Here is a 12,450-nt window from a genome sequence, read left to right as displayed (position 1 = left end):
TTTAGAGCGTGTTTATCCCGTTATGGCTTCACGAGCCGGGCATCCAGGCTGTTTTGCGCCAGGCGTTTGGCCTGGTCCTGTGTCATGCCCAGTGCGGTGTGCAGCGCGTGGAAGTTTTCGGTGACGTAACCGCCGAAGTACGCCGGGTCATCGGAGTTCACCGTGACTTTCACGCCACGCTCGAGCATGTCGAGGATGTTGTGCTGGGCCATGTCGTCGAACACGCAGAGCTTGGTATTGGACAGCGGGCACACGGTCAACGGGATCTGCTCGTCGATGATGCGCTGCATCAAGCGCTCGTCTTCGATGGCGCGCACGCCATGGTCGATACGCTGGATTTTCAGCAGGTCGATAGCTTCCCAGATGTACTCGGGCGGGCCTTCTTCGCCGGCGTGGGCCACGGTGAGGAAGCCTTCGTGACGGGCACGGTCGAACACGCGCTGGAACTTGCTCGGCGGGTGACCCATTTCCGAACTGTCCAGGCCCACGGCCACGAACGCGTCACGGAACGGCAGCGCCTGGTCCAGGGTTTTCTCGGCTTCGGCTTCGCTCAGGTGGCGCAGGAAGCTGAGGATCAAACCGCTGGTGATGCCCAGTTGCTGCTCGCCATCTTTAAGCGCTGCGGCGATGCCATTCAGTACCACTTCGAAGGGAATACCACGGTCAGTGTGGGTCTGCGGGTCGAAGAACGGTTCGGTGTGGATCACGTTCTGTGCTTTGCAACGCAGCAGGTAGGCCCAGGTCAGGTCGTAGAAGTCCTGGGAGGTGCGCAGCACATCAGCGCCCTGGTAGTACAGGTCGAGAAACTCTTGCAGGTTGTTGAAGGCGTAGGCCTTGCGCAGGGTTTCAACGTCATTCCACGGCAGCGCGATCTTGTTGCGTTCGGCCAGGGCGAACAGCAACTCCGGCTCCAGCGAGCCTTCCAGGTGCAGGTGCAATTCAGCCTTGGGCAGGGCGTTGAGCCAATCGTACATTTCTAAACTTCTCATCAGGTGCAATGGCGGCATTCTACAGGCCATGGCTGAAATAATCGGTAAAACCTGACCAGCAGGAGAGTTTCGTTTGTGTTTGCGCAAGGGCCGCGTGAACTAAGGTGTAACGAAACGTTAGCAAGCTGCCGTAGTCTGTACCCCATCAATGACTGATTTGTTGTGCGAAAAGGCCCGGAATGCTCACCTCTCTCAAGCAAGAAAAATTCATGCTGCTGGCGCTGATTGCCGCCATCGCCGCCTACCCGCTGGAGCACTGGATGCTGCACAGCGGGCAGATGGTCGCGCTGCTCGGCGGCGTGGTGCTGATCGCGTTTATCGTGGTGGCGTCGATGCGCGTCGCCCACCACGCCGAACAGTTGGCGGAAAAGGTCGGCGATCCCTACGGCACCATGATCCTCACCCTGGCCGCCGTGCTAGTGGAAGTGGTGATCCTGGCGATCATGATGAGCAACGAACCGTCGCCGACGTTGGTGCGCGACACCATTTATTCGGCGGTGATGCTCGACATCAACGGCATCCTCGGCCTGGCCGCGCTGATGGGTGGCATCAAGCATGGCGAGCAGTCCTACAATGACGACTCGGCGCGCAGCTACAGCGTGATGATTCTCACGGCCATGGGCGTGTCGATGGTGGTGCCTGAATTTATCCCCGAGGCCGACTGGAAAATCTACTCGGCCTTCACCATCGGCGCGATGGTGCTGCTCTACACCCTGTTCCTGCGTATGCAGGTGGGCCCGCACAGTTACTTTTTCAGCTACAGCTACCCGGAAAAACGCCGCAAGAAACAGCCGGAAGAAGAACACCAGGAGCCGCCGATCAACCTGGCGTTCTCCATCGCGACGTTGGTGTTCGGGGTGATTGTGATTGGCGCGTTGGCCGAGGTGATGTCCAAGACTCTCGACCTGGGGCTGGAAGGCACGGGCGCACCACCGGTGATCACCGCGATCGTGGTGGCCGCGATCTCGGCGGCGCCGGAGATTTTGACCGCGTTGCGTGCGGCGTTGGCCAACCGCATGCAGTCGGTGGTGAATATTGCGTTGGGGGCGTCGTTGTCGACGGTGATCCTGACGGTGCCGGTGATGGAGGCCATGGCGCTCTACACCGGCCAGCCGTTCCAGATGGCGATGACGCCGGTGCAGACGGTGATGGTGTTCATCACGCTGATTGTCAGCGCGATCAACCTCAATGATGGCGAAACCAATGCCATCGAAGGGATGACGCATTTTGTGTTGTTTGCGACCTTTATCATGTTGTCGCTGCTGGGCCTCTAAGCACCGCCGAGACTGATGTGAAAGCCAGTTTTGTGTAGGAGCTGGCTTGCCTGCGATAGCATCACCGCGGTTTTGCTGACAGACCGAGGTGTCTGCATCGCAGGCAAGCCAGCTCCCACAAAAACCAGTTCCCACATTACGAAGGGTATGCGGCTTAGGTTCCGGCGATCAGTTGGCGCGCGGCCTGGGTGTGATCGGCAATCAAACCCTTGAGGTCGAGGCCTTCGACCTGGCCGTCGATGACTCGCCATTTACCCGCCACCATCACCCGGTCGGCACGGTCGGCGCCGCACAGCAGCAGGGCCGAGAGTGGGTCATGGCTGCCGGAGAAGCGCAGCTCATCAAGCTTGAACAACGCCAGGTCGGCCTGTTTGCCCACAGCCAGTTCACCAATATCCGTACGCCCCAACAACTGCGCCGATCCCTTGGTGGCCCAGTCCAGCACGCCTTCGGGCGTGATCTTCTCGGCGCCGTAGCGCAGGCGCTGGATGTACAGGGCCTGGCGGGCTTCGAGGATCATGTTCGATGCGTCGTTGGAGGCCGAGCCATCTACGCCCAGGCCGATGGGCGCGCCTGCAGCGATCAGGTCCAGGGTCGGGCAGATGCCGGAGGCCAGGCGCATGTTCGAGCTTGGGCAATGGCAAATGCCGGTGCCGGCCGCGCCGAGGCGGGCGATCTCATCCGGGTTGAAGTGGATGCCATGGGCCAACCAGGTGCGCGGGCCGAGCCAGCCGACGCTGTCGAGGTAATCCACGGTGCGCAGGCCGAAACGCTGCAGGCAGAAGTCTTCTTCGTCGAGGGTTTCTGCCAAGTGCGTGTGCAGGCGCACGTCGAGGCTGTTGGCCAGTTCGGCGCTGGCTTCCATGATTTCCGGGGTGACCGAGAACGGCGAGCAGGGCGCCAGGGCGATCTGGATTTGCGCACCGTCGCCACGCTGGTGGTACGTGTGGATCAGGCGTTGGCTGTCGTCCAGGATGACCTGGCCTTGTTGCACGGTTTGCTGCGGAGGCAGGCCGCCGTCGGCTTCGCCCAGGCTCATGGAACCGCGGGTGAGCATGGCGCGCATGCCCAGCTCGCGCACGCTTTGCACTTGCACGTCGATGGCGTTTTCCAGCCCGTCGGGGAACAGGTAGTGGTGATCCGCCGCCGTGGTGCAGCCCGAGAGCAGCAGTTCGGCCAGGGCGACTTTGGTGGCCAGTGCGAGTTTTTCCGGGGTGAGCCGGGCCCAGACCGGGTACAGGGTTTTCAGCCACGGGAATAACGGCTGGTTGACCACTGGCGCCCAGGCGCGGGTCAGGGTTTGGTAGAAGTGGTGGTGGGTGTTGATCAACCCGGGGAGGACCACATGTTCGCGGGCGTCAAATACTTGCGCACAGGGCACGGCGGGTTCGCGTCCCCAGCCCAGCACTTCGGTGATCACACCGTCTTGCAGCACCAGGCCGCCACGGGCATCGAGGCCATTGGCAGTAAAAATCGCGAGGGGGTTTTTTAACCAGATACGGGTCGCAGGCATTGGCCGGCTCCTCTGAATGATGGGTTCAGGTTTGCCAGCTCAGTGTTGCCCTGTCTGCTGATCCAGGGTCGCCGGTGAGGGCGAGGCGTGTAGATTACGTGTTGTTGGCGGTTGGGTCTACTGAGTCACTGTGGGAGGGGGCAAGCCCCCTTCCACAGGTTGATTGCGGTATTTACCAGGCGATGGTGTCGCCCTTGTAGTCCACAAAGTGATGGCCGCCTTTGCCGGTGAACGCATTCACCTGGTCCACCAGGCCACGCACGCTGGTGTCGACATCGATGTGCGCGTTTTCGCCGCCCATGTCGGTTTTCACCCAGCCCGGGTGCAGCGACAGCACGGTGAGCGTGTGATCGCCCAGTTGGGTAATGAAGCTGTTGGTCATGGAGTTGAGCGCGGCCTTGCTGGCTTTGTACAGCGCCAGGTCCGAACCGTCGGGAATTGTCACGCTGCCCAGCACCGAACTCATGAACGCTAGCACGCCGCTGTCCTTGCGGATCTGCCCGGCAAAGCGCTGCGCGAGGTTGATCGGCGCCACGGCGTTGGTGAAGAACAGTTGGCCGACTTCCGCGAGGGTGGCGTGGCCCGGTTCCTGGTTGGCCGGGCCCTTGACGCCGGCGTTGACGAACAGCAGGTCGAACGTCTGGCCTTTGAGGCGCTGGCTCAGGGCGATCACGGCTTGCTGATCGTCCATGTCGAGTTTCTCGATGTGCACCGGACCAACGGCTTTCAGGGCGTCGGCCTTGTTCGGGTCACGCACGGTGGCGGTCACATCCCAACCGTCCTGGAGCAATTGCTTGACCAGGCCCAGGCCCAGCCCGCGCGAGGCGCCGATGATCAGTGCGGTTTTTGGCGTAGACATGAAGGGCTTCCTTTGGAGTGGAGGTTCACGGGTTCAGTGGACAACGTTGCCCAAGCCTTTGCTGCAACTCGTTGCGCAGCTGGCCGAGTTCGGTGATGCGGTTTTCGATCAGGTTGAGCTTGTCTTGCAGCAGTTGCGTGACGGCGCTGTCGGGGTCCGGCGCCTGCCACAGGGCGGCAACACTGCTGCCGATTTCGCCAAGGCTGAAGCCCAGGCGTTGGGCGGTCTTGATGTAGAGCACCAGTTGCACCATGTCTGCGGGGTAGTCGCGGTAACCGTTGGCGCTGCGTTGTGCGGCGATCAACCCGCGCTGCTCGTAGAAGCGCAGGGTGTCGCGGCTGACCTGGCTGGCCTGGGCTAATTCGCCGATACGCATGGGGCGGGCTCGTGGGGGCTTGACCTTGGAGCATACTCCAGGCTTTAGCCTGCTGGCTTCTTGAATTGAAGGAGTTTGCGGGTATGTGGAGCATTGAACAGTACCGAACCCTGGTGCGTGCCAGCGCCTGGTATGACTTGATCGTCACAACGGCGTTTGTCACGCCCTGGAGTTTTCTGGCGCTGCACAGCGTGTTGCAGAGCCTGAACCTGCCGGGGGCGTTTCCTGCGTTCGCGCCCGTCCATGTGCTGATGGCCAACCTGCTCGGGTCGATCGTGTGCGTCTGGGCGGTGCTGCGCATACGCGATCCGCAACGTGCGTTTGGGTTGTACGACGCGGCTGGACGCGCGCTGTTTGCGACGTGGCAACTCTATGCGCTGGCTCAAGGCGCCACGTCGATCCTGTGGGGCATTCTGTTGTTTGAAGTGCTGTGGTGCATCACGCAAATCCTGCCGGTACGCGCTGATCAAAAAACGATCGACGCTCGACAGCCCATATGACAGAAGGGCTACACGCGGATGTGCTCAGGTTATCCACAGGCAGGTGCACAGTAGATGTGGGCAGTTTCAGCGTTGCAGCAGAATGCGCCCACGGCTAAGGTCGGCGAGTTGGGTTTGCAAGGTGTCGATGTGCGCTTCGCCAAGTGCCAGTTGCAGCTCGACGCCGTTGGCGGTGAAAGTTTCCTCCACCACCAGCCCGCCCAGGTCGGCGACGCGCAATTTCACCAGGTTGAGTTCGGAAAATCCGCAGGCGCAACTGAGCGGCACGCGGCTGATCAACTCAATGCGTTCGGCGTTCTGCAGGCATTTGTTAGCCCCGCCGCCATACGCACGGGCCAGTCCACCGGTGCCCAACTGGATGCCGCCGTACCAGCGAATTACCAACACTGCGACCTGATCAAACCCCTGGGCCTCGATGGCCGCGAGTATCGGTCGCCCAGCCGTACCTCCGGGTTCGCCATCGTCATTGCTGCGGTACTGGTCCGCCAGTTTCCAGGCCCAGCAGTTGTGCGTGGCATTCAGGTCGCTGTGCTGCTCGAAAAACGCCTGGGCGTCCTGGGGGCTGGTGATCGGCGCGGCGAGGGTGATGAAGCGGCTTTTGCGGATTTCTTCGCGAAATTCGCAAACGCCGGTAAGCGTGAAAGGCATAAGTCGCTTCGTTTATAGGGCCGGCTTGACGCCACAGCCTTTGAGGATGATGTGGATCAGGTTGGTACCGGCGTCTTCCATGTCTTGCTTGGTCAGCTTGGTGCGACCGGTGACGCGGCAGATCTGGGTGGCGAAGTCGGCGTAGTGCTGGGTGCTGCCCCACAGCAGGAAGATCAGGTGCACGGGGTCGATGGGGTCCATCTTGCCGGCGTCGATCCAGGCCTGGAACACGGCGGCCCGGCCACTGAACCAGGCGCGGTAGTCCTGGCTGAAATATTCGGTGAGGCATTCGCCGCCGCTGATGATTTCCATGGCAAAGATCCGCGAGGCTTGCGGGTGGCGCCGGGAGAACTCCATCTTGGTGCGAATATAGCGAGTGAGGGCCACGGCCGGGTCGTCCTCGGCGGTCAGCGCGTTGAAGGTGCTATCCCACAGGTCGAGGATGTTGCTGAGCACGGCGATATACAGGCCCAGCTTGTTGGTGAAGTAGTAATGCAGGTTGGCCTTGGGCAGCCCGGCACTCGAGGCAATGGTGTTCATGCTGGTGCCTTTGTAGCCATGGCGCGCGAACTCGTCTTCAGCAGCCTGCAGAATCGCTTGTTCGTTCTTTTGCCGAATGCGGCTGGCGGGTTTACCGGCGTGGTTGCTGTGGGCAGGAACTTCGAGGCTCATGGAGGTTTCCGTGCTGATCGATAGAGACGACGTGTGCACAGATAACCCACCCTCAAGCCTCAGACAAGTCCCGATGCAATAAAACCGTCAAAGCGGTTCCAGCGTGTCGCTTTCCGGCGCGCGGTTTGCGGCAGCGTGGGTCGTTTTGGCTTCCGGCAACAGCAGGCACAACACGATGGCGGTCAGCCCGCCGCTGGTGATGGCCGAGTCGAACAAGTTCTGCACCAGCGCGGGCATCAGGTGCAGCAGGTTCGGTTGAGCGGCGATACCCAGGCCGACGCCAAAGGAGGTGGCAATGATCAGCATGCTGCGTCGGTCCAGCGGCGCCTGGGCCAGAATGCGCACACCGGCTGCGGCCACGCTGCCGAACATCACCAGGGTGGCACCACCCAATACGGGTTTTGGAATTTGCTGCAACACCGCACCAATCAGCGGAAACAGCCCCAGGCAAAACAGCAGCACGCCGATGTACAAGCCGACGTAGCGGCTGGCCACGCCGGTGAGTTGGATTACGCCGTTGTTCTGGGCAAACGTGGTGTTGGGAAAGGCGCTGAAGGTGGCGGCGATCATGCAACTGACGCCGTCGCCCAATACGCCGCCTTTGAGTCGGCTTATATAAGAGGGGCCGCTGATGGGCTGGCGGGCGATCATGCAGTTGGCGGTGAGGTCGCCGACGGTTTCGATGCTGCTGATCAGATAAATCAGCGCGATCGGCAGGAAAGCGCTCCAGTCGAACGTGAAGCCGAAGCGAAAGGGCATCGGCACGCTGATCAACGGCAAGACGGGCAGGGCCTGGGGCACCAGTTTGCCGCTGCCCCAGGCGGCCAGGCTGCCGAGGGCCAGGCCGATGATGATGGCGGAAAGGCGCACCCACGGCGTATTCGAGCGGTTGAGCAGAATGATGGTCAACACCACGAACAGGCCAAGCGCCAGGTTGGTGGGGGCGCCGAAGTCCGGGGCGTTGAAACCGCCGCCCAAGTCGGTGATGCCGACTTTGATCAAGCTGATGCCGATCAGAGTGATGACAATGCCCGTCACCAATGGCGTGATGACGCGGCGCAACTGGCCAATGAAGCGGCTCAGCACGATCTGCACGGCGGCGCCGAAAAAGCACACGCCGAAAATCATCGCCATGATGTCTTCCGGGCTGCCGCCGCGTTGCTTCACCAGAAAACCTGCCGACAGCACCGCGCCGAGAAAGGCGAAGCTGGTGCCTTGCAGGCAGATCATCCCGGCGCCGATACCAAATGGCCTACGCGCCTGGATGAAGGTGCCCACGCCGGAGACCATCAGCGCCATGCTGATCAGGTAGGGTAGGTGCGCGGTAAGGCCGAGGGTGGAGCCGATGATCAGTGGCGGCGTGATGATGCCGACGAACGCCGCGAGCACGTGCTGCAGGGCGGCGAGTAGTGCGGGAAACGGTTTGGGTCGGTCGTTGAGGCCGTAGATCAAATCGCTGTTGCTGGCGGATTCTGGTGGCATGGCGGGCAAGCTCAAGGTCTATGTGCTTGTGCTCCTGCAAAAAGCTGTCCAACTGCTCAGCTTTCTGCGTTCGGCCCGAGTTAGCGCGTTGCGGCCAGGCTTTCGAGAAAACTTTCCAGCACCAAATGAGGGCGACGGCCTTTGCGCGTGACCGATGCCAGGCTCAAATCGTAAAAACGTGTAGCCGGTTTCAGCGCGCGCAGTCGGCCTTGTTGCACCCAGAGGCTGGCGTAGTGATCGGGCAAGTAGCCGATATAGCGACCGGTGAGAATCAGGAAGGCCATGCCTTCGCGGTCCGAGGCGCTGGCCGTGCAATTAAGTGCCTGGTAATGAGCCTGGATCTCGGCGGGCAGGCGGAAGGTGGGGGCGATGGCGTCCTGGCTGTCGATGCGCGTGTCGTCCAGTTGTTTGTCGTCGGCGTAGAACAGTGGGTGGCCGACTGCGCAGTAGAGCAGCGAACGTTCGCTGTACAGCGGCTGGTATTCCAGCCCCGACAGAGCGCTGGCCTGGGGTACCACGCCGACGTGCAGGCGCCCGTCGAGTACACCTTGTTCCACTTCGTTGGGCGCGATCATGCGGATCTGGATCTGCACGTCCGGGCCACGCTCCTTCAACTGTGCCAAGGCGTGGGTGATGCGCATGTGGGGCAGGGTGACGAGGTTGTCGGTGAGGCCGATGATCAGCTCGCCACGCAAGTGCTGGTGCAGGCCGTTGACCTCGGTGCGAAAACTTTCCAGGGCACTTAACAACTGCAGGGCAGATTGGTAGACCTCGCGGCCTTCTTCGGTCAGGGAGAAACCGGCGCGGCCGCGTTGGCACAGCCGTAGCCCAAGGCGCTGCTCAAGGTCACTCATCTGTTGGCTGATGGCTGAACGGCCGATGCCCAGCACGGTTTCCGCCGCCGAGAAGCCACCGCACTCTACTACGCTGCGAAAGATGCGCAGCAAGCGAATATCGAAGTCGCTGACTTGGGCGAGAGGGTCTGGGCGACGGCTGCTCATAGTTTAGTAAGGGCCTGACTGAAGGTTAGAAGAGTTGAATTTCACCGACTTTATCGCCGTGGCAACTTAGCTGCAACAACGCTTTTCAATCCCGACGCTGCCTTTTGCCTTGCGAGGTTTTGCTGATGAACATGCCTGAAAACGCCCCATCGTCCCTGGCCAGCCAACTGAAGTTGGACGCTCACTGGATGCCTTACACCGCCAACCGTAACTTCCAGCGTGACCCGCGCCTGATCGTGGGGGCGGAAGGCAGTTGGTTGATCGATGACAAGGGGCGCAAGGTGTACGACTCGTTGTCGGGCCTGTGGACCTGCGGCGCTGGGCACACCCGTAAGGAAATCCAGGAAGCGGTGGCCAAGCAATTGGGCACCCTGGACTACTCGCCGGGCTTCCAATACGGTCATCCGCTGTCCTTCCAGTTGGCGGAAAAAATCACCGACCTGACGCCGGGCAACCTGAATCATGTGTTCTTCACCGATTCGGGGTCCGAGTGTGCCGATACCGCCGTGAAGATGGTGCGTGCTTACTGGCGCCTGAAAGGCCAGGCCACCAAGACCAAGATGATTGGTCGCGCCCGTGGTTACCACGGTGTGAACATTGCCGGTACCAGCCTGGGTGGGGTTAACGGCAACCGTAAGATTTTTGGTCAGGGCTTGATGGACGTTGACCATTTGCCGCACACCTTGCTGGCGAGCAATGCCTTCTCCCGTGGCATGCCGGAGCAGGGCGGTATCGCGTTGGCGGATGAACTGCTCAAGCTGATCGAACTGCACGATGCGTCGAACATTGCTGCGGTGTTTGTCGAGCCTATGGCCGGTTCCGCTGGCGTATTGGTGCCGCCTCAGGGTTACCTCAAGCGCCTGCGTGAAATTTGCGACCAGCACAATATCCTGCTGGTGTTCGACGAAGTGATCACCGGTTTCGGCCGTACCGGCGCCATGTTCGGTGCCGACAGCTTCGGAGTAACCCCGGACCTGATGTGCATCGCCAAGCAAGTTACCAACGGCGCCATCCCAATGGGCGCGGTGATTGCCAGCAGCGAGATTTATCAGACGTTCATGAACCAGGCGACGCCTGAGTACGCGGTGGAATTCCCACACGGCTACACCTATTCGGCCCACCCGGTCGCCTGTGCTGCTGGCCTGGCAGCATTGGACCTGTTGCAGAAGGAAAACCTGGTGCAGAGCGTGGCCGAAGTCGCGCCGCACTTTGAGAATGCGCTGCACGGTTTGAAGGGCAGCAAGAACGTGATCGACATTCGTAACTACGGCCTGGCCGGTGCGATCCAGATTGCCCCGCGTGACGGTGATGCCATCGTGCGTCCGTTCGAGGCTGGCATGGCTTTATGGAAAGCCGGTTTCTACGTGCGCTTTGGCGGTGACACCTTGCAGTTCGGGCCAACCTTCAACAGCAAGCCGCAAGACCTGGATCGCTTGTTCGATGCTGTCGGCGAAGTGCTGAACAAGATCGACTGATTTCTCCTTCTATATAGAACAACTTTTCAGGAGCCCTGCATGAGCCTTATCCAGCACTTGATCAACGGTGAGTTGGTCAATGACAGCGGCCGTAGCGCCGACGTGTACAACCCGTCCACCGGCCAGGTGATCCACCAGGTGCCGTTGGCCAGTCGCGAGACTATTCAACAGGCGATCGACGCGGCCAAGGCGGCGTTCCCGGCCTGGCGTAATACGCCAGCGGCCAAGCGTGCTCAGGTGATGTTTCGTTTCAAGCAATTGCTGGAGCAGAACGAAGCGCGCATCTCCCAACTGATCAGTGAAGAGCACGGCAAGACGCTGGAAGATGCGGCCGGTGAATTGAAGCGCGGGATCGAGAACGTGGAGTACGCGTGCTCGGCGCCGGAGATTCTGAAGGGCGAGTACAGCCGTAACGTAGGACCGAACATTGATGCATGGTCGGACTTCCAGCCGTTGGGTGTAGTCGCAGGTATTACCCCGTTCAACTTCCCGGCGATGGTGCCGTTGTGGATGTACCCGTTGGCGATCGTTTGCGGTAACTGTTTCATCCTGAAGCCTTCGGAGCGTGATCCAAGCTCGACGCTGCTGATTGCGCAACTGTTGCAGGAAGCCGGTTTGCCTAAAGGTGTGCTGAGCGTGGTGCACGGTGATAAAGGCGCGGTGGATGCTCTGATCGAAGCGCCGGAAGTGAAGGCGCTGAGCTTCGTGGGCTCGACGCCGATTGCCGAGTACATCTATTCCGAAGCGACCAAGCGCGGCAAGCGCGTACAGGCGCTGGGCGGGGCGAAGAACCATGCGGTGCTGATGCCTGATGCGGACCTGGACAACGCGGTCAGTGCTCTGATGGGCGCTGCTTACGGTTCTTGCGGCGAGCGTTGCATGGCGATTTCGGTAGCGGTGTGCGTCGGTGACCAGGTGGCGGATGCGTTGATTGCCAAGTTGGTGCCGCAGGTGAAGGCCTTGAAGATTGGGGCGGGCACGTCTTGTGGACTGGACATGGGGCCGTTGGTGACTGGCCAGGCGCGGGATAAGGTCAGTGGGTATATCGAAGACGGTGTTTCTTCGGGCGCCAAGCTGGTGGTTGATGGTCGCGGGTTAAGCGTGGCGGGCCATGAAGAAGGTTTCTTCCTGGGGGGCAGCCTGTTTGATCGTGTGACGCCTGAAATGCGCATCTATAAAGAAGAGATCTTTGGACCGGTGCTGTGCGTGGTACGGGTGAATAGCCTGGAAGCGGCGATGCAGCTGATCAACGATCATGAATACGGTAATGGTACGTGCATCTTTACCCGTGACGGTGAAGCGGCGCGTCTGTTCTGCGACGAGATCGAAGTGGGCATGGTGGGGGTTAACGTTCCGCTGCCGGTGCCGGTGGCTTATCACAGCTTTGGCGGCTGGAAGCGTTCGCTGTTTGGCGACTTGCATGCCTATGGGCCGGATGGGGTGCGCTTCTATACCCGTCGCAAGGCGATTACCCAGCGCTGGCCGCAGCGGGCCAGCCATGAGGCTTCGCAGTTTGCGTTCCCAAGCTTATAAGCAGTAGTGAAAGCCGGCCCCTTGGGGCCGGCTTTCGCGTTTTTAGGGGCGTTTCTGACCTTTATGACAGAAATGTGAAGAAAGGCGTTGACGGCAGATTATATCTGTCTATAATTCGCCCCACTTCC

General features: G+C 60.7%; 12 protein-coding genes. 4 read left to right on the top strand and 8 right to left on the bottom strand.

The window, feature by feature from the left end; all coding sequences use genetic code 11:
• Positions 1 to 20 precede the first annotated feature (20 nt).
• Complete coding sequence (locus AC07SU_RS21235; RefSeq protein WP_178918484.1) at positions 21 to 974, bottom strand: adenosine deaminase; 954 nt, start codon at positions 972 to 974, stop codon at positions 21 to 23.
• A gap of 194 nt (positions 975 to 1,168) precedes the next feature.
• Between AC07SU_RS21235 and AC07SU_RS21230 the strand changes: the two genes are divergently transcribed.
• Entirely contained in the window at positions 1,169 to 2,263 is a 1,095-nt protein-coding gene (locus tag AC07SU_RS21230) for a calcium:cation antiporter (RefSeq protein ID WP_494998141.1), read from the top strand.
• 154 nt (positions 2,264 to 2,417) lie between these two features.
• Here the strand turns inward: AC07SU_RS21230 and AC07SU_RS21225 are convergent, their stop codons facing one another.
• The 3 genes from AC07SU_RS21225 to AC07SU_RS21215 all read right to left on the bottom strand — a co-directional run bounded on the left by AC07SU_RS21225 (position 2,418) and on the right by AC07SU_RS21215 (position 5,011).
• The gene (locus AC07SU_RS21225; RefSeq protein ID WP_494998140.1) at positions 2,418 to 3,776 is read right to left on the bottom strand and encodes an 8-oxoguanine deaminase; all 1,359 of its coding nucleotides are present in this window, start codon (positions 3,774 to 3,776) and stop codon (positions 2,418 to 2,420) included.
• Between the two features lie 172 nt (positions 3,777 to 3,948).
• A complete protein-coding gene (locus tag AC07SU_RS21220; protein WP_494998139.1) occupies positions 3,949 to 4,635 on the bottom strand; it encodes an SDR family oxidoreductase in 687 nt (228 codons plus the stop codon).
• A 25-nt stretch (positions 4,636 to 4,660) separates the two neighbouring features.
• Positions 4,661 to 5,011: a MerR family transcriptional regulator gene (locus AC07SU_RS21215; protein WP_178918488.1), complete on the bottom strand. Its 351-nt coding sequence runs from the start codon at positions 5,009 to 5,011 to the stop codon at positions 4,661 to 4,663.
• Between the two features lie 83 nt (positions 5,012 to 5,094).
• Here AC07SU_RS21215 and AC07SU_RS21210 point away from each other — a divergent pair, with 83 nt between their 5' ends.
• Positions 5,095 to 5,511, top strand: a complete 417-nt coding sequence (locus tag AC07SU_RS21210) for a hypothetical protein (RefSeq protein WP_494998138.1) — start codon at positions 5,095 to 5,097, stop codon at positions 5,509 to 5,511.
• Between the two features lie 66 nt (positions 5,512 to 5,577).
• On the opposite strand, the gene AC07SU_RS21205 is transcribed toward AC07SU_RS21210, so the two are convergent.
• The 4 genes from AC07SU_RS21205 to AC07SU_RS21190 all read right to left on the bottom strand — a co-directional run bounded on the left by AC07SU_RS21205 (position 5,578) and on the right by AC07SU_RS21190 (position 9,314).
• Positions 5,578 to 6,159, bottom strand: a complete 582-nt coding sequence (locus tag AC07SU_RS21205) for an IMPACT family protein (protein ID WP_494998137.1) — start codon at positions 6,157 to 6,159, stop codon at positions 5,578 to 5,580.
• A gap of 12 nt (positions 6,160 to 6,171) precedes the next feature.
• Complete coding sequence (locus AC07SU_RS21200; protein ID WP_176999471.1) at positions 6,172 to 6,831, bottom strand: TetR/AcrR family transcriptional regulator; 660 nt, start codon at positions 6,829 to 6,831, stop codon at positions 6,172 to 6,174.
• 87 nt (positions 6,832 to 6,918) lie between these two features.
• A complete protein-coding gene (locus AC07SU_RS21195) occupies positions 6,919 to 8,313 on the bottom strand; it encodes a uracil-xanthine permease family protein (protein WP_176999470.1) in 1,395 nt (464 codons plus the stop codon).
• An 80-nt stretch (positions 8,314 to 8,393) separates the two neighbouring features.
• Positions 8,394 to 9,314, bottom strand: coding sequence for a LysR family transcriptional regulator (locus AC07SU_RS21190; RefSeq protein WP_159962882.1), 921 nt, complete (start codon positions 9,312 to 9,314; stop codon positions 8,394 to 8,396).
• Between the two features lie 125 nt (positions 9,315 to 9,439).
• Between AC07SU_RS21190 and aptA the strand changes: the two genes are divergently transcribed.
• Both aptA and AC07SU_RS21180 read left to right on the top strand, forming a co-directional pair.
• On the top strand, positions 9,440 to 10,789 hold the full coding sequence (aptA, locus tag AC07SU_RS21185) for an omega-aminotransferase AptA (RefSeq protein ID WP_494998136.1): 1,350 nt from the start codon (positions 9,440 to 9,442) through the stop codon (positions 10,787 to 10,789).
• A gap of 39 nt (positions 10,790 to 10,828) precedes the next feature.
• Entirely contained in the window at positions 10,829 to 12,322 is a 1,494-nt protein-coding gene (locus AC07SU_RS21180) for a CoA-acylating methylmalonate-semialdehyde dehydrogenase (RefSeq protein WP_176999468.1), read from the top strand.
• The last annotated feature ends 128 nt before the right edge of the window (positions 12,323 to 12,450 follow it).

It is taken from the genome of Pseudomonas sp. GW821-FHT05H12 (genome assembly GCF_059419385.1).
This window is presented reverse-complemented; position numbering and strand designations above follow the sequence as displayed.